The organism is Sphingomonas sp. DG1-23, from assembly GCF_030730875.1.
GTDB lineage: Bacteria > Pseudomonadota > Alphaproteobacteria > Sphingomonadales > Sphingomonadaceae > Sphingomonas.
The window spans coordinates 276,949-296,844 of the sequence record NZ_JAVAMA010000006.1 but is presented as its reverse complement, the minus strand read 5'-3'; the positions used below and the strand labels follow the sequence as shown (position 1 = coordinate 296,844).

Below are 19,896 nucleotides of genomic sequence, written 5' to 3'. Positions count from 1 at the left end.
AGCGCGTGCCAGCGCGCCTCGCGACCGAGAAAAAGGGCCCGCGCGCACAGACCGCCGGCCTGTCGTCGGACGTCGAGCTCGATCCGCGGAACCAGAGAAAACGCCCCGTCGTCGTCCGGGCAAAAGCCGGCACGACGTGTAAAAGAGACGAACCCATGGCCACTGCCCGCCCCGCCCAGCCCGCCGCGGCGCCGTCCGCACCGCAGCCGGGCGTCGCTGCGCTTCCCGTGACCAATCGCGGTCTGCTCACCTTCGGCGTGATGCTGGCGACGATCATGCAGATTCTCGACACGACGATCGCCAATGTCGCCCTTCCCCATATGCAGACCTCGCTCGGCGCGACCGCCGATACGGTCACCTGGGTGCTGACCAGCTATATCGTCGCCTCGGCGATCGCGATCCCGATCACCGGCTGGCTTTCCGACCGGATCGGCTCGCGCAATCTGTTCCTGATCTCGACCGTCGGCTTCATCATCGCCTCGGCACTGTGCGGCCTCGCACAGAATCTCGAGCAGATGGTCTTGTTCCGCTTGCTCCAGGGCGTCTCCGCCGCCTTCATGAACCCGTTGAGCCAGACCGTCATGCTCGACATCAACCCGCCCGAACGGCAGGCCAAGGCGATGTCGATCTGGGGTATGGGGATCATGGTCGGGCCGATCATGGGCCCGGTGATCGGCGGCTGGCTGACCGACAATTTCAACTGGCGCTGGGTGTTCTACGTCAATCTGCCGCTCGGCGTGATCTGCATCGCGATCCTGTGGTGGCTGCTGCCGTCGCGCCCCGTCCGCAAGCGCCAGTTCGACATTTTCGGTTTCTCGATGCTCTCGCTCGGCATCGCCGGGCTCCAGCTGATGCTCGATCGCGGCCAGACCGAGGACTGGTTCCAGTCGACCGAAGTGTGGATCGAGATGCTGATCGCGATCATCGCCTTCTGGATGTTCACGGTACACATGTTCACTGCCAAGAATCCGATGTTCGAGCGCGACCTGTGGAAGAACCGCAACCTCGTCACCGCGGTGCTGTTCATGCTGGTGATCGGCGTGGTGATGATGGCGACGATGGCGCTGCTCCCGCCGATGCTCCAGTCGCTCTACGGCCATTCGGTGTTCGACACCGGGGTGCTGCTGATGCCGCGCGGCGTCGGCGTGGTGCTGACCATGGCGATCTCGGCGCAACTGGTGCAGCGCGGGGTCGACCCGCGCTGGCTGGTCGGCACCGGCTTCCTCATTGCCGCGGGCTCGCTATGGCAGATGACGCACTGGTCGCTCGAAATGGATTCCACGCCGATCGTCATCTCTGGCTTCGTCCAGGGGCTGGGCCTGGGGATGATCTTCATGCCGCTCCAGGGCATGGCCTTCGCCACTTTGCCCCCGCAATATCGCACCGAAGGGTCGAGCCTGATGAACCTGACACGCAACATCGGCGCGTCGGTGGGCATCTCGTTGGTGACCACGGTGCTCGCGCGCAGCATCCAGACCAGCCATGCCGCGCTGGCGCCGCACGTCTCGGCGCAGGCGCTCGACGGTCTCGATCCCAATTTCCTGCAGGCCTTGGGCGGAGTCGGCGAGACCGCTTATGCAATGGCCAATGCCGAGATCAATCGCCAAGCGATGATGATCGGCTATCTCAACGATTTCTGGGGCATGGCGATCGTGACGGCACTGTCGGTGCCCTTGGTCCTGTTCCTGCGCCGCCCCAAAGGCCGACCGATCGAAAAGCCCGATCCAGCGGCGGCGGGGCACTGAACTCGCCCGCCGATCGGCCCCTCGCGCCGCGCAATCCTCTATAAAGGAAGCAAACCCCGCGTCGCTTCCGGCGCCTGCTTCCCTCGAGGATTTGAATGCTCGCCAGGTTCAATGCGCTGCCGCTCGCCACCAAGACGACCGCGCTCACCATCGCCGCGCTGCTGGTATTGGCGCTGACCGTCTTCGTCATCGCCGATCGCTCGATCATGGTGGACGCCGAGCGCCAGGCGGCCGAGCGGCAGGAGACCAACATGCGCGTCGCATGGGACGTGTTGCGCCGCGACGGCGCCGAATTCCGCGCCGATGGCGACGCGCTCTATGTCGGCGACAAGAAGCTCAACGACTGGACCCAGCCGGTCGATCTGGTGAAGACTTTGGTCGGCGGCACCGCCACGATCTTCCGCGGCGACAAGCGCATCACCACCAACGTCACCAAACCCGACGGCAGCCGCGCGGTGGGTACCAATCTCGCCGCAGGCGCGGCGCACGACGCCGTGCTGCGTGACGGCAAGCCCTTTCGCGGCGACGCCGACATCCTCGGCCGCGCCTTCTTCACGGCCTATGATCCGATCAAGGACAAGGACGGCAAGGTCGTCGGCGTCCTCTATGTCGGCATTCCCAAGGACGAGGCGCTCGCCGCGGTCTCGTCGCTGCGCTGGTCGATGGCGATCGGCATGCTTCTCGTCACCCTAGTCATCGCCGCGGCGATCTTCGCGATGAGCCGCGCGATGTTCCGCCCGCTCGGCACCATGAACGCTGCGATGCAGGACCTCGCCAAGGGCGCGACAAAGACCGAAATCCCCGGTCGCGAGCGCCGCGACGAGATCGGCCGCATGGCCGAGGCGCTGGTCAGCTTCCGTGACGCCGCGGTCGCGCGCCAGCAGATCGAGGCGAGCAGCCGCGCCGCCGACGCCGAGCGCCAGACCGCGATGACGGTGCTCAACGAGTCGCTTCGCCGCGTCTCGCAGGGCGATCTCGGCGCGACGCTCGATGCGCGTTTCCCTGCCAGCTATGCCGAGCTGCGCACCAACTTCAACGAAGCGCTCGGCAATCTCTCGCAGCTGGTCGGCACGGTGCTCGAGAGCACCGACGCGATCCGCAGCGGTTCGACCGAGATCGCCACCGCTTCCGAAGACCTCGCCCGTCGCACCGAAAGCTCGGCCGCGAGCCTCGAACAGACCGCCGCCGCGGTCACCCAGATGAACGGCCGCGTCGGCGAGACAGCCTCTGCCGCGAGCCGTACCGTCGAGCGTGCCGACGGGGCGATCACGATCGTCTCGGGCGGGCGGGCCGTCGCCGATGAAGCGGTGCAGGCGATGAGCCGGGTCGCCGAGGGCGCAAAGGGCATCGACAGCGTGATCGAGGGTCTCGACAAGATCGCTTTCCAGACGCGGGTTCTCGCGATGAACGCCGCGGTCGAGGCCGGGCGCGCAGGCGAAGCGGGCCGCGGCTTTGCAGTCGTCGCCGATCTGGTGTCGGCGCTCGCGATGCGCTCCGAGGAAGAGGCCGCCCGGGCCCGCGATCAGCTCACCGCCACCCAGACCGACATCGTTTCGGCGGTCGACGCGGTCGGCAAGGTCGATTCGGCTCTGTCCGAGATCGTCGGCACGGTCGGCGAAGTCCACGGCCTGCTCGCCACTATCGCGAGCGACAATTCGGCGCAGTCGACGGCGATCGGCGAGATCAGCACCGCGATCGGCGCGATGGACCGCTCGACCCAGCAGAACGCCGCGATGGTCGAGGAGACCTCGGCCGCCGCGCGCAACCTGTCGGATCAGGTCGATCGCCTCGCCGAGCACGCCCGCGCCTTCCGCGTGCAGGATACGCGACCCGCGCGTCGGGACGTGTTCGAAGTCGCCGGACCGACGACGGCGCAATAGTCTTCTCCCCTCCTTGTAAGGGAGGGGCCGGGGATGGGTGCGAGCCGAAGGCGAGCCCTCTCACGCTAGCCCCAAAAAGGAAAAGGCCGGGACATCGAGCCCCGGCCTTTCCTACTCACCCCTAACCCCTCTCTTGCAGGGAGGGGAAATTCGCCTTCAGGCCGCCTTCTTCAGATGCCGCCGGCCGAGCAGCTCGGCGATCTGGACCGCATTGAGCGCCGCGCCCTTGCGGAGATTGTCGCTGACGCACCACAGGCTCAACCCGTTGTCGACGGTCGAATCCTCGCGCACCCGACTGACATAGGTCGCATATTCGCCGACGCATTCGATCGGCGTGACGTATCCGCCATCCTCATGCTTGTCGACGAGCATGACGCCCGGCGCCTCGCGCAGGATGGCCTTGGCCTTGGCCGCCGAGATCTCGTCCTCGAATTCGAGGTTGATCGCCTCCGAATGGCCGACGAACACGGGCACGCGCACGCAGGTCGCGGTCACCTTGATCCGCGGATCGAGGATCTTCTTGGTCTCGACCACCATCTTCCACTCTTCCTTGGTCGAACCGTCCTCGAGGAAGCTGTCGATGTGCGGGATGACGTTGAACGCGATCTGCTTGGTGAACTTCTTCGGCTCGGCCTGATCGCCGACGAAGATGTTGCGGCTCTGCTCGAACAATTCGTCCATCCCCGCTTTGCCCGCGCCCGAGACCGACTGATAGGTCGCGACGACGACGCGCTTGATCTTCGCGACATCGTGGAGCGGCTTCAGCGCCACCACCATCTGGGCGGTCGAGCAGTTCGGGTTCGCGATGATGTTGCGCTTCTTGTAGCCGTCGATCGCCTCGGGATTCACTTCGGGGACGATCAACGGCACGTCCGGGTCCATCCGGTAGAGCGACGCATTGTCGATCACCGTGCAGCCCGCGGCGGCGAAGCGCGGCGCGTGCAGCTTCGAACCGTCCGAGCCGATCGCGAACAGCGCCATGTCCCAGCCGGCGGGATCGAAATGCTCGATGTTCTGGACTTTATACTTCTTGCCGGTCTCGCCGAAATCGATCTCGTCGCCCTGACTGCGCGCGGAGGCGAGCACGGCGAGCTCGTCGATCGGGAATTCCCGCTCGGCGAGGATGTTCAGCATTTCGCGTCCGACATTGCCGGTGGCGCCAGCGACCACGACCCGGTAGCCCATATTCGTCCTTCCATCAGGATCGCCGCACTGAGGCGACGACGGTTCATTGGTGGTGAATGGTTCGGAATGCCAGCGCATTCCCGTTGCTTCGAAGCAAAGCGATGCTTCGCGCGCGCCTGTGGTTCAGGCGCGTTTGTTAATTCGCGGGGTAGTTCGCGGTTTTCGAAGCATGTCGCGCGCCCTAACAGAACGAAAGCTGCGTGGCGAGGTCGTTTCGCGAAAAAATATGTCGGCGGGTGACTCCCGCCGACGCTGGAATTATTTGCCGTCCTTGCGGTTGCCGCGCCAGAACAGCAGCCCCGCGACGATCGCCGCCGAACCGATGCCGACTGCGGCACCGATGCCGAGCTGGCGCGCGTTCGGGCCGGCGCGGCGCTGCTTCGCCGCAGCGATTTCGCGCACCACCGCCAAGGTCTCATTGTCCTGGCTATGATCGTGCGGCGGCTCCTCGATCGGATAGGGAGACTGGTTCTCGGCGGGTACGGGCGGCTTCTTGCTCATGGTCTTCCTTACTGATGCGCCATGCTTCAACGACCTGCTAATGCGGCGGTTGCGTGGTTGGTTGCAAGCCGTCACAAGCCGGGCATGAACCCGCTTTATGCGCAGATGGGCACGACGATCTTCGAGGCGATGTCGGCGCGGGCGCGCGAGACCGGCGCGATCAACCTCGGCCAAGGTTTTGCCGACGGGCGCGGCCCCGAAGCGGTCCTCGAAGCCGCGGCGCGCGCCATGCTCGAGAAATCGAACCAATATCCGCCGATGGCGGGGTTGCCCGAGCTGCGCCATGCTGTCGCCGACCATTATGCTCGCCATCAGGGGCTCGACCTCGCGTCAGAAGAAGTGATCGTCACTTCGGGCGCCACAGAAGCGCTCGCCGCGACACTGTTCGCATTGATCGAGCCCGGCGACGAGGTCCTGCTCTTCCAGCCGCTCTACGACGCGTATGTGCCTTTGGTCCGCCAGGCCGGCGGCGTGCCGCGCTTCGTCCGGCTCGAACCGCCGCATTGGCGGATCGACGCCGCAGCGCTCGAAGCGGCGGTTACGCCGCGGACGCGCGTGCTGGTGCTCAACAATCCGCTCAATCCCGCCGCGACGATGTGCAGCGCCGAGGAGTTGGCCGCAGTGGCGGCATTCTGCGTCGCGCACGATCTCGTCGCGGTGTGCGACGAGGTCTGGGAGCACGTCACCTTCGACGGCGCGCGCCATCTGCCGCTGATCGGCTTCCCCGGCATGCGCGCACGCACGGTCAAGATCGGCAGCGCAGGCAAGGTCTTCGCGCTGACCGGTTTCAAGGTCGGCTGGATGTGCGCCGCGCCGCCGCTCGCCCGCGTGCTCGCCCGCGCCCATCAGTTCCTCACCTTCACCACCCCGCCCAATCTGCAATGGGCGGTGGCCGAGGGCCTCGCGACGCAGGACTGGTGGGTGCAGGAAGCGCGTCATCGCTTCCAGCATGGCCGCGATCGGCTCGCCGCCGGCCTCGCTTCGGCCGGGCTGGCGGTGCTGCCGAGCGCGGCGACCTATTTCCTCTCGGTCGACCTCGCCGCGTCGGGAATCGATCTCGACGACGTCAGCTTTTGCGGTCGGCTGATCGACGCAGGCGTGGTCGCGATCCCGGTATCGGCTTTCTATGCCGAGGCGGCGGTGACCCACGTCGTCCGCTTCTGCTTCGTCAAGGAAGACGCGACGCTCGACGCAGCGATTGCACGCATCGCCGCAGCCCGCGACACGCTTGGTCGGTAGCCAGCACCGGTTCGTCGTCGTCGGAGCAACCCTTGCCACCCGCGCCCGTTCGCCGGCCGGGGCAACGAGGAGTTGCAAAATGCGAAACATCAAGATGATCATGCAGGGCGCCGGCATCGCGGCGCTGCTGGCAGCCACCCCGACATTGGCGCAGAGTCGGATCGACCGCGCCCGCACCGCCGTCGCTGAGGCCACCGCCAAGGTCGATGCGGCCGAGAAGGCCGGTGCGTCGACCTATGCCTCCGAATCCATGGCGCGGGCGCAGGAATCGCTGCGCGTGGCGCGCGATCAGCTGGCGCGCGACCATCGCGATTCGACGATCAATGAGGCGCGCCGCGCTTCGGGCCTCGCCGATCAGGCGCTCGAGGAAGCCGAGCGCAACAAGACCGCGCAGGCGTCGAACGAACGCGAGCAGCGCCTCGCGGCCGAGGCTGCGGCGAGCGCCGCGGCGCAGGAAGCCGCTGCCGAGCGCGAGCAGCGCGCCGCTGCCGAGACCGCGGCGGCGCAGGCCCAGACCCAGGCTGCCGCTGCGAGCCAGCAGGCGCAGGCCGCGCAACAGGCCGCCACGCTGGCCGCGGCCGAAGCTGCCGCCGCCAAGGAATCGAGCACGACGATCACCACGACGACGAGTGCCCCGGCCGCGCGCTCCTATTCGCGCAAGAAGACCGTCGTGAAGCGCACCCGCAAACCGGCGACCAGCACGGCGCCACGCACCACGACGACAACGACCGTCGAGACCAGGAACAACTAGACCCGGTCGAGCACCCCGCGCTCGGTGATGTACCCGGTCACCAGCCGGGCAGGCGTGACGTCGAAGGCCGGGTTGGCAGCAGGCGAATCGGTGACCTTGACGGTCGCGATACCGCCTGCGGCCGGCCCGGTCAGCCGCGTCAGTTCCTCGGGTGCGCGCTCCTCGATCGGCACATCGGCGCCGGTCGGCGTCGCGGGGTCGAAGGTCGTATACGGCAGCGCGACATAGAAAGGCACGCCATTGTCGGCCGCGGCCAGCGCTTTCAGATAGGTGCCGATCTTGTTGCAGACATCGCCGTTCGCAGTCACGCGATCGGTGCCGACGATCACAGCGTCGACCTTGCCCTGCATCATCAGCAATCCGCCGGCATTGTCGGCGATCACCGTGTGGGGCACGCCGTGATTGGCGAGCTCGAACGCAGTGAGCAGCGCGCCCTGGTTGCGCGGCCGGGTCTCGTCGACCCAGACATGGACCGGAATGCCGGCATCGTGCGCGAGATAGATCGGCGCGGTCGCGGTGCCGTAATCGACCGTCGCCAACCAGCCGGCATTGCAATGGGTGAGGATGTTGAGCGGGCGATCGGGATTCGCCGCATGCAATTTCCAAAGCAGCGCCAGGCCCTGCTCGCCGATCGCGCGACACAGTCCGGCATCCTCGTCGCATAAGGCGTCGGCGCGCGCGAACGCCGCCTCGGCACGCTCGCCCTGGGGCAATTCCGCCACCGCCGCACGCACCTGGTCGAGCGCCCAGCGCAGATTGACCGCAGTCGGCCGCGTCGCGAGCAGCATGTCATGACTGCGCGCGAGGCTCGCATCGTCCGGGTCCATGGCCAGCGCCATCGCGAAGCCATAGGCCGCGGTCGCCCCGATCATCGGCGCGCCCCGGGTCCACATCTCACGGATCGCCACTGCCGCGGCCTCGGCGCTCCGCAGCTCGACCCAGCGCACCTCCCACGGCAGCAGGCGCTGGTCGAGGATACGCACGCCCTTGCCGTCGGGCGTCGGCGAGATCGAACGATGATGGGTGCCTTCGAGGATCATGCGAGCACTTCGGCGAAGCTGCGCACCTCACCGCCGCCCTCGCGCGCTATCAGCAGCGCCTGCATCCCGGCCGCGCGCGCGGCATCGACTTCCGCCTGCACGTCGGAGACGAACAGCATCGCCGCAGTTGGCAGCCCCAGCGCCCCGGCGATCCGCACATAGGAATCGGCCTCGCGCTTCGGCCCGCTGGTCGTGTCGAAATAGCCCGAAAGCAAAGGCGTGAGGTCGCCTGCCACCGAATTTCGGAACAGCAATTTCTGCGCCGCGACCGAACCCGAGGAATAGATGTGCACCGGGATCCCCGCCCCCCGCCAGCGTCGGAGCGCTTTGGGCGTATCGGGATAGACATGACCCTTGAGCGTCCCATCGGCATAGCCCTGCGCCCAGATCATTCCCTGCAGCGTCTTGAGCGGCGTCGTCTTGCGGTCCTCGTCGCTCCATTCGAGCAGAGTCGCAACCGGATCGTCGCCGGGGACTTCGGCGAGGATCGGCGCGACCGCCTCGCCATGCGTGGCGACGAAATCGCGCAGATGCGCCCGGGCATAGGGAAACAGCACCTCCGCGACGAAGGCGATGCTGCTCGTCGTCCCTTCGATGTCGAGCAGAATGGCCTGAGGCTCGCCCACCATTCTCACGCCGGCTGGTGCCGCGGAAAGCGATCGGCGATCGCGTCGCCGGTGAAGTTCGCCACCCAACCCGCCGGGTCGACGAACAGCCGGATCGCCGTGAAACGCGGGCTGGGCCCCATATCGAACCAGTGCCGCATTCCCGCAGGCACCGAGATCAGGTCGCCGGTTTGGCAGAGCACCGCGTGGACGCCGTCGTCGCTGCGCAGCGTGAACAGTCCTTCACCCTCGACGAAGAACCGCACCTCGTCCTCCGAATGGCGATGCTCGGCGAGAAATTTGGTCCGGAGGGCCTCGCGCTCGGGATGGTCCTGCGTCATCCGGATCACATCGACCGAACGATAGCCATTCTCGGCCTTGAGCCGCTCTATTTCGGGCGCGAACGCATCGAGCACCGCCTGCTGATCGGCATCTGCCGGCAGCGCCCGCGTTGGCCATTGTTCGAAACGCACGCCGATCGCCGCCAACTCTTCCGCGATCCGCACCGGATCCTCGGTCGCGCGCACGCGGTCCCCCTCGAGCGTGTAAGTGCTGAGCTGCGTCATCGCGCCAATGCCCTTCTGAAATTCTGCTCGGCGAGTTCGGCGGCGATCAGCCACTCGGTCGCCTCGAGCACGCGTTCGGCTTCGTCGAGATCTTTGCCCCATGCATAAAGGCCGTGGCTGCGGATCAGATAGGCCGGTGCCGCGCCCGGCGCGGTCAGTGCGGGCCGCACCGCCGCCTCGATCTCGGCCATGTCCTGGCTGTTGTCGACCATCGGCAGCCGTATCTCGCCTTCGTGCGAGGCCACGCCGGGGAACGCCTTGAGCATCTCGTGCCCGCGAAACACCCATTCGCCCGCCTCGCGCGCGGCGCGGCTGAGCCCCACCGCTTGCGGCGAATGGCCGTGCAGCACCGCCCCGGCGCCCGGAAACATCCGGTAGAGCGCCAGATGCAGTGCGGTCTCAGCGGAGGGCTTGCCCGGGGTCAGCGCCTGCCCCTTCGCATCGATGCGCATAATGCCGCCGGGGTTCAATCGCCCCTTATGGGTTCCCGAGACGGTGATCGCGAAACTGCCCTCGTCGAGTCGCGCCGAGTAATTGCCCGACGTCGCCGGCGCCCAGCCGCGCGCATCGAGCCGCCGCCCGATTTCGATCAGCGCCGGCACGGCCTCGGCAAAGGGGATTCCGCTCATGCCGTCCGTCTAGCGCACGACTATGACGGATTGCAGAAGGTTTTGCCGCTTCAGCGCGAGCCGCGTGCCGCCCGCGGCGCGGCCGCTTCGGCCCCGGTGGTCCACGAGACCGGTCGCGGGCGCGACTGGCCGGCAGGCGAATCGCCGCCCATCGTCAGCACCTCCCAGGCGCCCCCGCCCAGATTGTGCGTCTCGGCCGCGAGCAGGGGCGCCGGCGGCGTGTAGCTGGTGACCGAGGTGCGCAAGCTGCGCGTATCCGCCATCAGCACTGGCTCGAGCGGCAGATAGAGCGGTGCGTCGGCGATATCATCGACCACCAGGACGGTCCCGCCCATCGCGGTCAGATCGAAGAGCTGGCGGGCAAATGCCTTGGGAAGGCGGATGCAGCCGTGCGAGGCGGGATAGCCCGGCAGCACGCCGGCATGGAGCGCAACGCCGCCCCAGGTGAGCCGCTGCATATAGGGCATCGGCGCGTTGCTGTAGAGATTGGAGCGATGAAACACCTTCTTCTCGAGAATGGTGAATTCGCCCAGCGGCGTCTCAAAGCCCGGCGAGCCGGTCGAGACCGTCGTGACTCCGGCCAGCCGATCGCCGCGATAGACCAAAGCCTGTTGCTGCCGGATCGCGACGACCACCCGCACCGGCGCATTCGCACTCGTGCTCGCCTTCACCATCTCGGGCGTCTCGAACCAGATCGACTTGCCGGGCTTGAGCTGCGGGATCGCAGGCCGGTTCGCCGCCGCGCGCGGATCGGCGCTGGCCGGCATAGCCGCAACCAGCGCCCATGCCGCCATCGCCACCAGCGCGCGCACGCCAGGAATCATCGCAATTTCCTCATACCGCGGGAGCCCAGCCCGCTTATTGTTAAACTTTGTTAACCCATTTTGGTGACGACGGCGAATCGGTCCGTCGCAGCGCGCGTCCGGAAAGATTTTGTTCCCGATTGACGGCGCAACTCGGTGAAATGGGTCGCGATTGCGGTGAGTTGCGAGGAATCGCCCGGACGTTCACCCCATATGAAAGCTAAGCTTGGTATGAAGATCGAGCATAATAGCGGGTAGCGGGTAACCAGTGACGGACACTCTCGATTCGGTGCAGACGCGCCGCACGCTGATCAGATCGGCGTTTGTGATGGCCAGCGGCGCGGCGGTTTCCGCCTGCGCGACGCGGACCTTGAAGCTGGCGAGCGCGCCCGCACCGATCGTTCCGGTGCCCGCGCCCGTGCCGATCCCGGCCGCGCCGCGCGTGGCGAAGGCGACGCGTACGGCTCCCGGCAACATCCGTCCCGAATTATTCAAGCGCGCGGTCGCCGCGCTCGACCGGCATTCGATCCGCGTGCCTTCGCACGATCGCATCGCCATCGCCGACTTCGCGACGCCGTCGTATCGCCCGCGCTTCCACATCGTGAATCTGGGCAGCGGCGAAGTGCAGAGCTATCTCGTCGCGCACGGCATCGGCTCGGATCCCGAGCATACCGGGCTGCTTCACAGCTTCTCGAACGCGATCAATTCGGAAGCGACCAGCGAGGGCGCGTTCCTCACCGCCGATTATTATATCGGCAAGCACGGCGATTCGCAGCGTCTGCTCGGGCTCGATCCGACCAACAACAACGCTTTCGATCGCGCGATCGTGGTCCATTCGGCCTGGTATTCGAACAGCGACATGGTCGCGAAGCACGGCAAGCTGGGCCGCAGCCAAGGCTGTTTCGCCGTCGGCGAGAACGAACTCGCCAAGGTTTTCGAACGCCTCGGTCCCGGCCGGATGATCTATTCCGCCAAGGTGTAACACCGCGTTCGGCGGTGCAGGTCCCCCGGAAGCAACCTTCCGCGCCGCGCCGGGTTGGCATTTCCCCATGCCCCGGACTAGGACCATTGCATGACCGAAACGCTTTCGCCGGTCCTCCCCGACGAGGTCGACGCCGCCGCGCGCAAGTTGCTCGAACGCGCCTGCGACAGAAACCTGGCGATCGCCACTGCCGAAAGCTGCACCGGCGGGCTGCTCGCTTCGCTGCTCACCGACGTCGAAGGCGCCAGCCACGCCTTTGAGCGCGGCTTCGTCGTCTATACCAAGGAAGCCAAGGCCGAGATGCTCGGCGTGCCTCTCGAACTGATCGAAGCCGAAGGCGCGGTCAGCGAAGCCGTCGCGCGCCGGATGGCGGAGGGCGCGCTACGCTTCAGCAAGGCCCAGGTCGCGCTGGCGGTGACCGGGTTCGCCGGAGCGGGCGCGCCCGGCGACGAGGCCGGGCTGGTCCATTTCGCCAGCGCGCGCGACGGCCGTCCTACCGTGCACCGCGAGGAGCATTTCGGCGATATCGGCCGTGGGCCGGTCCGGATCCACTGCCTGCGCGTCGCGCTCGAAATGTTATCGGAGGCGCTGTGATGGCGAAGCCCCACCCGTTTTTCTCGCTCCACCGCCAGGGGATGATCCGCGCCGGGGTGTGCACGCCCTCGGTGGTGGTCGGCGATCCCGCCGCCAATGCCGCCGCGACGATCGAGCTGGCGCAGAAGGGTGATGCCGAGGGCGCCGATCTGCTCGTCTTCCCCGAACTGAATGTCACTACCTATGCGATCGACGACCTGCATCTGCAGGATGCGATCCTCGACGCGACCGGGGCCGGCGTGGCGGCGATCGTCGAGGCGAGCGCCAGGCTGAAGCCGGTGCTGCTGATCGGCGCGGCGCTCCGCCGCAACGGCCGACTGTACAATTGCGCGGTGGCGATCGCGCGCGGCCGCATTCTTGGCGTGGTGCCCAAGCAGTTCCTGCCCAATTACCGCGAATATTACGAGAAACGCTGGTTCGCCTCGGGGCTCGGTCTCGCGGAGCTCGACATCACCGTCGCGGGGCAGACCGTGCCCTTCGGCGCCGATCTGATCTTTGCGGCGTCCGATCTTGAGGACTTCGTCTTCCATATCGAGATCTGCGAGGATTATTGGGCGCCCACACCGCCCTCGACCAACGGCGCGCTCGCTGGTGCGCTGGTGCTGTGCAACCTGTCGGCCTCGAACATCGTGATCGGCAAGGGGCGCGAGCGCGAGTTGCTCTGCGCATCGCAATCCTCCCGCGCGATCGCGGCCTATCTTTACTCCGCCTCGGGGCCCGGCGAGAGCACCACCGATCTCGCCTGGGACGGCCAAGGTCTGATCTACGAGTTCGGCGAGTTGCTCGCGCGCTCCGAGCGGTTCGAGCTCAGCACCGGGATCGTCCATGCCGATCTCGATCTCGAGCGGCTGCGGCTCGAGCGGATGCGCGACGGCACCTTCAACGACAGCACGCGCTACGCCGACCATCCAGAGATGCGCTTCCGCCGCATCCCGTTCGAGCATCAGACGGACATGGCCGATCGCGGCCTCATCCGCCCGTTGCGTCGCTTTCCCTTCGTGCCCAACACGCCGTCGCGGCTCGAAGAGGATTGCTACGAAGCATTCAACATCCAGGTGGAAGGACTCCGCAAGCGGCTCGAATCGACCGGCAGCAAGCATCTCGTCATCGGCGTGTCGGGCGGGCTCGATTCGACTCACGCGCTGATCGTCGCGTGCAAGGCGATGGACCGGCTGGGTCGGCCGCGTTCGGAGATACTCGGTTTCACCATGCCGGGCTTCGCGACCGGTGAGGCGACCAAATCCAACGCCTGGGCGCTGATGCGCGCGCTGGGCGTGACCGGCGAGGAGATCGACATCCGCCCCACCGCGAGGCAGATGCTCGCCGATCTCGGCCATCCTTTCGCGGAGGGACAGCCGGTCTATGACGTGACCTTCGAGAACGTCCAGGCGGGCTTGCGCACCGATTATCTCTTCCGGCTCGCCAACCAGCGGCAGGGCTTCGTCGTCGGCACCGGCGACCTCTCCGAACTCGCGCTTGGCTGGTGCACCTACGGCGTCGGCGACCAGATGAGCCATTATGGAGTCAATGCGGGGGTGCCCAAGACGCTGATCCAGTATCTGATCCGCTGGACCCTGCAGACCGGCCAATTCGAAGGCGCGGCGGCCGCCACGCTGGACGAGATATTAAATACCGAGATCTCGCCCGAGCTCGTCCCTGCCGACGCGGAAGGCAAGATGCAGAGCACGCAGGACCGCATCGGGCCCTATGAGCTCCACGATTTCTTCCTCCACTACGTCGTCCGCCACGGCCTCCGCCCCTCGAAGATCGCCTTCCTCGCCTGGCACGCCTGGCGCGACCGCGAAGCCGGGCTTTGGCCGATCGGCTTCGAGGCCGGGCGCAACGAATATGATCTCGAAACCATCGCCAAATGGCTCGAGACCTTCCTGTTCCGCTTTTTCCAGACCAGCCAGTTCAAGCGTTCGGCGCTGCCCAACGGCCCAAAGGTCTCGGCCGGCGGCGCACTCAGCCCGCGCGGCGACTGGCGCGCGCCTTCGGACAGCGTCGCGACGACGTGGATCGAGGAGCTGCGCCGCGCTTTGCCCTAGCGACGGAGCAGCCCGGCCACCTTGCGCAGCAATTCCTGCGCTTCGAAGGGCTTCCACAGCACCGCGACGCTCGCGTCGGAAACGGCATTGAGTTTCGCGGTGTCGGCAAAGCCGGTGACGAGCACGACCGGCAGGTTGGGATGCGCCTCGCGCACCTGCACGACGACGTCGGCGCCGGTCATCCCCGGCATCGCGAAATCGACCACCAGCAGATCGGGCCGGGTGCTATTTACAAGTTCGACCCCGGCGGTGCCGTCGGCCGCCTCGCGCACGGTCGCGCCCGCCGAGGTCAGCGTGTCCGCCAGCGAGCCGCGGACCTGCGCATCGTCGTCGACGAGCGCGATGGTGCAGCCGGAAAGGTCGATCCGCGCATCGGATCGGGCATCGTCCCCGACGATTCGTCGCGGCTGACCGGCGGCGATGCGCAAGAACAGCGTGATCGCGGTTCCCCGCCCCTCTTCGCTTTCGATCGCCAGCGATCCGCCCGATCGACGCGCCACGCCAAGGGCCATCGACAGTCCCATGCCGGTGCCCTTCCCCGGCGCCTTGGTGGTGAAGAACGGCTCCGCCGCGCGCGCGCGCACTTCCGGCGACATGCCGCCGCCGGTGTCCGACAAAGTGAGCGCGACATAATCGCCCGCTGCCAGCTCGGGCGACACTTCGCCGCTGCGCTGCTCGGCGGAGATCGTCAAAATGCCGCCTTCGGGCATCGCATCCCGCGCGTTGAACGCGAGGTTCAGCAGCGCCAGCTCGAGCTGGAGCGCGTCCACCTCCACGTTGAGGCCGGGATCGATCCGCTCGACCCGCACCTGGCCGAGTGGCGCCACGGCGCGCTCGATCAGATCCTTCACTCCCCCGATCAGTTCGACGAGCCGCACCGAATGCAGATCCACGTGCTGCTTGCTCGAAAAGGCAAGGAGCTGGCCGGTAAGCAGCCGTCCGCGCTCCACGGCATTGAGTGCGCTCGCGCTCCAGCCGACCACCCGGTCTATGTCGTCGGGCTTGCGCGCGATCAGTTCGAGATTGCCGGCGACCGCCTGCAACAGATTGTTGAAATCGTGCGCGATACCCCCGGTCAATTGTCCGATCGCCTCGAGCTTTTGCGACTGGAGCAAGGCCGCCTCGAGATCGCGCCGGTGCGCCATCTGCTCGCGAAGCTCGTCGAGTGCGGCGTCGCGCTCCTTTACCATAGCTTCCAGTTCCGCATTTGCGGACGTGAGCTGCGCACGCGAGGGCATCGAAATCACCTTTGAGACGAGAGGCCAGAGCGCAATCGCCGTGGCGATCGATGCGGCGGCGGTCAACGCCTTAATTATCGCTTCCAAGCCATAGAAAGGGTGCCACAAAGTCACGATGCTCATCAGATGGACGAGCCCACCTGCCATCAGAAACAGCGCGAAGCACCGGAACATCCAGCCAAAAGCGAAATCGCGGCGGCGCCGGATCAGCACCGCGAGACCCAGCGAGATGGAAAGATAGGCCAGCGCGAGAATCGCGTCGGCGGCGACATGCGACCATAGCAGGTCATCGCGCCAGGCCATGGAAGCCCCATGCGGCGTATAGGTGCCGTTGGACAACCCGGCCAATAGGCTCAGCATGCAAGATCCCTATTGCGAACGCGACGCGGAAACGACTTGGTATAAACCCATCGCAACGCCCGCCCACCTAAGGGAAATGCCCGAGCCCGATCCTATCGGAACGGTAAGGTTCGGCCCTCCGCCGCGCTCTGCCGGGCAAGCTCGATGATGCGGAGCCCGGCAAGCGCATCGACCGGCGGCACCGGTGGCGGCGCCTGCGTCTCGATCGCCTGTGCAACGCCCGCATAGAAGCGGCGATAGTCGCCGCGTTCGGACGGGACTGGCTGTTTCGACCCGTCGCTCGAGACCAGCACGCCATAGTGCGCCGGGTCCTCGACGCCGTGGCCGGGATCGTCGGCACGGCCGCCGGCGCGCAGCCGGGCTTCCTGCGGATCGATCCCGTACTTGACGAAGCTCGCCTGCGTGCCGTGCACGGCGAAGCGCGGCCGCGGCGCGGGGACGATCGACGCCGAGGAGAGGATCGCGCGCATCCCGCCATAATGCAGCGTGAGTTCGAAATAATCGTCGACCAGCGAGCCCTCGCGCTGGGCGATGATGTCCCCGGCCACCTTCTCGGGATCGCCGAACAAAGTGAGCGCCTGGTCGATCAGATGCGGGCCGAGATCGATCAGATTGCCACCACCGGGGCCTGCGGTCTCGTGCCAGCTGTCGCGCAATCCGGGCCGGAAGCGGTCCCAGCGCGCCTCATAGAGCGTTATCTCCCCGAGCTTTCCCTGATCAATCAGATTGCGCAGCGTGAGAAAATCGCCATCCCAGCGGCGGTTGTGGAACACGCTGAGCAGCGTACCGCGCGCTTCGGCCAAGCCGATCAGCGACTCGGCTTCGGCCACGGCGTTGGCGAACGGCTTGTCGATCACGACGTGCTTGCCTGCCTCCAGCGCCGCCCTGGCCAGCGGGAAATGCGTGTCGTTCGGCGTCGAGACCACTACCAGCCCGATGCCCGGGTCGGCGAGCAACGTCGCGACGTCGGACACCACCTGTGCCTGCGGATAACGCTCCTGCACCGGCCCGACGCGCGACGTGACGATCGCCGCGAGCTCGAGCTCGGGGACCGCGTCGATCAACGGGGCGTGGAATGCCATACCGCCGAGGCCGTAGCCGATCAGTCCAGTGCGGATCATGCGAAACTCCTTGGTCGGTCCGGGCGCCGCTCTATGCGCTGCAAGCGGACTTTCCAAACCGAAGCCGCCCCCGGACGGAACGCTAGATCGCGTATTTCGCCCGTTGCGGCCGGCTGAGCATCGCATTCGCCTCGTCGTCGCCGAGGAAGCGTTCGGCCTTGGGATCCCATTTGAGCCGCCGTCCGGTCTTCATCGCGGTCCAGTGAAGCAGGCAAGTCGAGCATGCGCGGTGGCCGACTTCCGCCGGCGCACTGACCGGTACTCCGGTGAGGATCGCATCGAGCCAGTTGCGATGCTGCTCGGGGACCTTGAGCAGATGGACTTCGTTCGGACCGATCACGCTGGTCAGGATCTTGGGGTCGCTCGCCTGGAGCGGGTCGATCTGCGGACCGCCGGGATCACTGGCAGTGACCGCGCCGCTGCGCGTGACGAAGATCCAGCCTTTGTCGCCGATGAACTTCACGCCATTCGGAAGCGCCCCCGACACCTTCATCGTCACGCCATTGGCATAGAGCGCATGAGTCTCGAAGGCGCCATGGACGTTCCACAGGCCGCTCTTCGGGAATTCGGCCTTGCCCCAGATCTCGACCGGGCCCGAATGCTCCATGTCCATGCCCCAATGGGCGGTGTCGATATGGTGCGAGCCCCAGCCGGTGATCATCCCCGCGCCATATTGCTCGATGCGCAGCCAGCCGGGACGGTCCTCGAACGAGTTCTGCGGGTGCACCCCGATCTCGGTGTAGGGCACTTCGGGCGTGGTGCCGAGCCATGCGTCGTAATTGAGGTTGCTCGGCACCGGCATCGGCGGCGCCTCGGGGCCGGAGGGATCGCCCGGCAGCCCGACCTCGACATGGCGGAGCTTGCCGATGCGGCCATTGCGCACCAGCTCGCAGGCGCGATGGAATTGCGGCCACGGCTCCTGCGCGCGCTGCTGCGAGCCGATCTGGACGATGCGCCCGCTCGCTTTCACGGCATCGGCCATCCTCCGGCCTTCGGAAATGGTCAGTGCGGCTGGCTTCTGGAGATAGACGTGCTTGCCCGCGCGCACCGCGTGGACCGCCTGGGGCGCGTGCTGATGATCGGGGGTCGAGATCAGGACGGCGTCGATGTCCTTGTTGGCCAGCAGCTCCTGATACTCATGGTACATCCGCGTGCCCGAATAGGGCTTGCCGGTGCTGGCGGTGTATCGGGCATCGACCAATTCCTTGCCTGCGCCGAGACGGACGGTGTCGACGTCGCACACCGCGACGATCTGGGCGTCCTTGTGCTTGTGGATCTCCTTCATGTCGTGGCCGCGCGAGATGCGCCCCACGCCGATCGCGCCGATCACGACGCGGTTCGACGGGGCGTTCTGGCCGAACACGCTGGCGGGGACGATCGTCGGAGCGGCGAGCGCCGCGCTGGTTTTGAGGATGCCGCGTCTGGACAAATGCATGCTCGGTCTCCCTTCAGGCCAGCTTGGGCCGCGTGGCGTTCTTCTGCGCGGTCAGCACAAGTTCGGCGGCGAGCAGCGCCTGATCCTGATCCTGGGCGATCGAACTCCGCTCGACCACGTCGGTGACGAATTGCGGGCCGAAGGGCAAAGGCACCTTCGAGCAGTCGATATAGCGCACGCCTTTCTTGTCGGTGAGGAAGAGGTGGTTGCCGCCCGGCCGGCCGGCGACGTCGACATATTTGCGAAGTTCGATCGAGCCTTCGGTGCCGACGAGGAACAGCCGGCCGTCGCCCCAGGTCGGCAGTCCGTCGGGCGTGAACCAGTCGACGCGGATATAGCCCGTTCCCCCGTTGCCGGTGGCGATCATGTCGCCGAAATCCTCGAACTTCGGCTTGTCGGGCCAATGGAAATTGCCGGTCTGCGAGGCGACGACCTGCGCCGAGGTAGAGCCGGTATAGAACAGGAACTGATCGGCCTGGTGACTCCCGATATCGGTGAGGATGCCGCCATACCGCGCCTTGTCCCAGAACCAGTCGGGCCGGCTCGGCGCGCTGACCCGGTGCGGTGCGAGATTGACGGTCTGGATCACCTTGCCGATCGCCCCCTGCGCAACCAGCTCGCCGGCATGGACTGCCGAGCGCACCTCGAGCCGCTCGGAATACATGATCGCGAACTTGCGCCCCGTCTCCCTCACCGCGCGGCGGACGTCCGCGAGTTGCTCGAGGCTGGTGATCGCGGGCTTGTCGCCGAGATAGTCCTTGCCGGCGCGCATCGCGCGGATGCCGAGCGGCGCGCGCAGATCGGGGATCGGCGCGCCGATGATCAGCTGGATCGCCCTGTCGCCGAGGATCTCGTCCTCGCTCTTCGCCAGCTTGACGCCGTTGCCGTAGCGCCTGGCGAACATCTCGATCTGCTTCGGGTCGGTCGCGAAGAAGGCGACCGGGGTGCCGCCGCCGCGGATCATCGCGTCGGTCATGCCGTAAATATGTGCGTGATCGAGGCCGATCACCCCGAACTTGATGCGATGCTTCGCCGTCGGCTCGGGCGCGGCGGGCGCGGCATCGGCGGAGACCGCGTTGCCCTGCGTCTGCGACTGGGCGGCGAGCAGCTCGGCGGGCAGCGCGGCGGTAATTCCGGCCAATCCGGCGCCGGTGAGCATCGTGCGGCGGTGCAT

18 protein-coding genes are annotated in these 19,896 nt (G+C 66.7%); 7 read left to right on the top strand and 11 right to left on the bottom strand.

Annotated features, from left to right (window positions below; all coding sequences use genetic code 11):
- Nucleotides 1-1,745: DHA2 family efflux MFS transporter permease subunit (locus Q9Q95_RS12310; protein ID WP_371876747.1), on the top strand; the 1,745-nt coding region annotated here is incomplete at its 5' end.
- A gap of 95 nt (nucleotides 1,746-1,840) precedes the next feature.
- The gene (locus tag Q9Q95_RS12305) at nucleotides 1,841-3,625 is read left to right on the top strand and encodes a cache domain-containing protein (protein ID WP_306097420.1); all 1,785 of its coding nucleotides are present in this window, start codon (nucleotides 1,841-1,843) and stop codon (nucleotides 3,623-3,625) included.
- A gap of 156 nt (nucleotides 3,626-3,781) precedes the next feature.
- Here Q9Q95_RS12305 and Q9Q95_RS12300 read toward each other — a convergent pair whose 3' ends face one another.
- Together Q9Q95_RS12300 and Q9Q95_RS12295 are read right to left on the bottom strand one after the other, a co-directional pair.
- Nucleotides 3,782-4,810, bottom strand: coding sequence for an aspartate-semialdehyde dehydrogenase (locus tag Q9Q95_RS12300; protein WP_306097419.1), 1,029 nt, complete (start codon nucleotides 4,808-4,810; stop codon nucleotides 3,782-3,784).
- Nucleotides 4,811-5,068: 258 nt separating this feature from the next.
- Nucleotides 5,069-5,311: a hypothetical protein gene (locus Q9Q95_RS12295; protein ID WP_306097418.1), complete on the bottom strand. Its 243-nt coding sequence runs from the start codon at nucleotides 5,309-5,311 to the stop codon at nucleotides 5,069-5,071.
- Nucleotides 5,312-5,395: 84 nt separating this feature from the next.
- Between Q9Q95_RS12295 and Q9Q95_RS12290 the strand changes: the two genes are divergently transcribed.
- Together Q9Q95_RS12290 and Q9Q95_RS12285 are read left to right on the top strand one after the other, a co-directional pair.
- Complete coding sequence (locus Q9Q95_RS12290; protein ID WP_306097417.1) at nucleotides 5,396-6,550, top strand: aminotransferase; 1,155 nt, start codon at nucleotides 5,396-5,398, stop codon at nucleotides 6,548-6,550.
- 79 nt (nucleotides 6,551-6,629) lie between these two features.
- Nucleotides 6,630-7,301, top strand: a complete 672-nt coding sequence (locus Q9Q95_RS12285) for a hypothetical protein (RefSeq protein ID WP_306097416.1) — start codon at nucleotides 6,630-6,632, stop codon at nucleotides 7,299-7,301.
- Here Q9Q95_RS12285 and mtnA read toward each other — a convergent pair.
- Genes mtnA through Q9Q95_RS12260 form a run of 5 tightly spaced genes read right to left on the bottom strand, consistent with a single transcriptional unit; the run spans nucleotide 7,298 to nucleotide 10,965 of the window.
- Nucleotides 7,298-8,341 carry an S-methyl-5-thioribose-1-phosphate isomerase gene (gene mtnA / locus Q9Q95_RS12280; RefSeq protein ID WP_306097415.1) on the bottom strand — a complete coding sequence of 348 codons (1,044 nt, stop codon included), beginning with the start codon at nucleotides 8,339-8,341 and terminating at the stop codon, nucleotides 7,298-7,300. The genes Q9Q95_RS12285 and mtnA overlap by 4 nt on opposite strands.
- Nucleotides 8,338-8,970, bottom strand: coding sequence for an acireductone synthase (gene mtnC / locus Q9Q95_RS12275; protein WP_371876746.1), 633 nt, complete (start codon nucleotides 8,968-8,970; stop codon nucleotides 8,338-8,340). The genes mtnA and mtnC overlap by 4 nt, the downstream gene beginning before the upstream one ends.
- Nucleotides 8,971-8,972: 2 nt before the next feature.
- Nucleotides 8,973-9,512, bottom strand: coding sequence for an acireductone dioxygenase (locus Q9Q95_RS12270; protein ID WP_306097414.1), 540 nt, complete (start codon nucleotides 9,510-9,512; stop codon nucleotides 8,973-8,975).
- Nucleotides 9,509-10,141: a methylthioribulose 1-phosphate dehydratase gene (gene mtnB, locus Q9Q95_RS12265; protein ID WP_306097413.1), complete on the bottom strand. Its 633-nt coding sequence runs from the start codon at nucleotides 10,139-10,141 to the stop codon at nucleotides 9,509-9,511. Before mtnB ends, Q9Q95_RS12270 begins: the two co-directional genes overlap by 4 nt.
- A 50-nt stretch (nucleotides 10,142-10,191) precedes the next feature.
- Complete coding sequence (locus tag Q9Q95_RS12260) at nucleotides 10,192-10,965, bottom strand: L,D-transpeptidase family protein (RefSeq protein WP_306097412.1); 774 nt, start codon at nucleotides 10,963-10,965, stop codon at nucleotides 10,192-10,194.
- 307 nt (nucleotides 10,966-11,272) lie between these two features.
- Between Q9Q95_RS12260 and Q9Q95_RS12255 the strand changes: the two genes are divergently transcribed.
- The 3 genes from Q9Q95_RS12255 to Q9Q95_RS12245 all read left to right on the top strand — a co-directional run bounded on the left by Q9Q95_RS12255 (nucleotide 11,273) and on the right by Q9Q95_RS12245 (nucleotide 14,568).
- Nucleotides 11,273-11,926: a murein L,D-transpeptidase catalytic domain family protein gene (locus Q9Q95_RS12255; RefSeq protein ID WP_371876750.1), complete on the top strand. Its 654-nt coding sequence runs from the start codon at nucleotides 11,273-11,275 to the stop codon at nucleotides 11,924-11,926.
- Nucleotides 11,927-12,016: 90 nt separating this feature from the next.
- Nucleotides 12,017-12,520: a CinA family protein gene (locus Q9Q95_RS12250; RefSeq protein ID WP_306097410.1), complete on the top strand. Its 504-nt coding sequence runs from the start codon at nucleotides 12,017-12,019 to the stop codon at nucleotides 12,518-12,520.
- Nucleotides 12,520-14,568 (top strand): NAD(+) synthase, encoded by a 2,049-nt coding sequence (locus Q9Q95_RS12245; RefSeq protein ID WP_306097409.1) that lies wholly within the window; start codon nucleotides 12,520-12,522, stop codon nucleotides 14,566-14,568. The genes Q9Q95_RS12250 and Q9Q95_RS12245 overlap by 1 nt, the downstream gene beginning before the upstream one ends.
- Here the strand turns inward: Q9Q95_RS12245 and Q9Q95_RS12240 are convergent.
- The 4 genes from Q9Q95_RS12240 to Q9Q95_RS12225 form a co-directional block, all read right to left on the bottom strand.
- Nucleotides 14,565-16,166: a response regulator gene (locus Q9Q95_RS12240; RefSeq protein ID WP_306097408.1), complete on the bottom strand. Its 1,602-nt coding sequence runs from the start codon at nucleotides 16,164-16,166 to the stop codon at nucleotides 14,565-14,567. The two genes, Q9Q95_RS12245 and Q9Q95_RS12240, sit on opposite strands and share 4 nt — an antisense overlap.
- Before the next feature lie 92 nt (nucleotides 16,167-16,258).
- Nucleotides 16,259-17,287: an oxidoreductase gene (locus tag Q9Q95_RS12235; protein WP_306097407.1), complete on the bottom strand. Its 1,029-nt coding sequence runs from the start codon at nucleotides 17,285-17,287 to the stop codon at nucleotides 16,259-16,261.
- Nucleotides 17,288-17,369: 82 nt separating this feature from the next.
- The gene (locus tag Q9Q95_RS12230; protein ID WP_306097406.1) at nucleotides 17,370-18,722 is read right to left on the bottom strand and encodes a Gfo/Idh/MocA family protein; all 1,353 of its coding nucleotides are present in this window, start codon (nucleotides 18,720-18,722) and stop codon (nucleotides 17,370-17,372) included.
- Between the two features lie 13 nt (nucleotides 18,723-18,735).
- Nucleotides 18,736-19,896: a Gfo/Idh/MocA family protein gene (locus tag Q9Q95_RS12225; protein ID WP_306097405.1), complete on the bottom strand. Its 1,161-nt coding sequence runs from the start codon at nucleotides 19,894-19,896 to the stop codon at nucleotides 18,736-18,738.

What these genes read in the sequence shown, in the direction of transcription:
- Q9Q95_RS12240 (WP_306097408.1), bottom strand. Translation starts at nt 16,166, where the DNA reads ATGCTGAGCCTATTGGCCGGGTTGTCCAACGGCACCTATACGCCGCAT.
- Q9Q95_RS12245 (WP_306097409.1), top strand. Translation starts at nt 12,520, where the DNA reads ATGGCGAAGCCCCACCCGTTTTTCTCGCTCCACCGCCAGGGGATGATC.
- Q9Q95_RS12260 (WP_306097412.1), bottom strand. Translation starts at nt 10,965, where the DNA reads ATGATTCCTGGCGTGCGCGCGCTGGTGGCGATGGCGGCATGGGCGCTG.
- Q9Q95_RS12250 (WP_306097410.1), top strand. Translation starts at nt 12,017, where the DNA reads ATGACCGAAACGCTTTCGCCGGTCCTCCCCGACGAGGTCGACGCCGCC.
- Q9Q95_RS12305 (WP_306097420.1), top strand. Translation starts at nt 1,841, where the DNA reads ATGCTCGCCAGGTTCAATGCGCTGCCGCTCGCCACCAAGACGACCGCG.
- Q9Q95_RS12255 (WP_371876750.1), top strand. Translation starts at nt 11,273, where the DNA reads ATGGCCAGCGGCGCGGCGGTTTCCGCCTGCGCGACGCGGACCTTGAAG.
- Q9Q95_RS12225 (WP_306097405.1), bottom strand. Translation starts at nt 19,896, where the DNA reads ATGCACCGCCGCACGATGCTCACCGGCGCCGGATTGGCCGGAATTACC.
- Q9Q95_RS12300 (WP_306097419.1), bottom strand. Translation starts at nt 4,810, where the DNA reads ATGGGCTACCGGGTCGTGGTCGCTGGCGCCACCGGCAATGTCGGACGC.
- mtnA (WP_306097415.1), bottom strand. Translation starts at nt 8,341, where the DNA reads ATGATCCTCGAAGGCACCCATCATCGTTCGATCTCGCCGACGCCCGAC.
- mtnC (WP_371876746.1), bottom strand. Translation starts at nt 8,970, where the DNA reads ATGGTGGGCGAGCCTCAGGCCATTCTGCTCGACATCGAAGGGACGACG.
- Q9Q95_RS12290 (WP_306097417.1), top strand. Translation starts at nt 5,396, where the DNA reads ATGAACCCGCTTTATGCGCAGATGGGCACGACGATCTTCGAGGCGATG.
- Q9Q95_RS12235 (WP_306097407.1), bottom strand. Translation starts at nt 17,287, where the DNA reads ATGATCCGCACTGGACTGATCGGCTACGGCCTCGGCGGTATGGCATTC.
- Q9Q95_RS12230 (WP_306097406.1), bottom strand. Translation starts at nt 18,722, where the DNA reads ATGCATTTGTCCAGACGCGGCATCCTCAAAACCAGCGCGGCGCTCGCC.
- Q9Q95_RS12285 (WP_306097416.1), top strand. Translation starts at nt 6,630, where the DNA reads ATGCGAAACATCAAGATGATCATGCAGGGCGCCGGCATCGCGGCGCTG.
- Q9Q95_RS12270 (WP_306097414.1), bottom strand. Translation starts at nt 9,512, where the DNA reads ATGACGCAGCTCAGCACTTACACGCTCGAGGGGGACCGCGTGCGCGCG.
- mtnB (WP_306097413.1), bottom strand. Translation starts at nt 10,141, where the DNA reads ATGAGCGGAATCCCCTTTGCCGAGGCCGTGCCGGCGCTGATCGAAATC.
- Q9Q95_RS12295 (WP_306097418.1), bottom strand. Translation starts at nt 5,311, where the DNA reads ATGAGCAAGAAGCCGCCCGTACCCGCCGAGAACCAGTCTCCCTATCCG.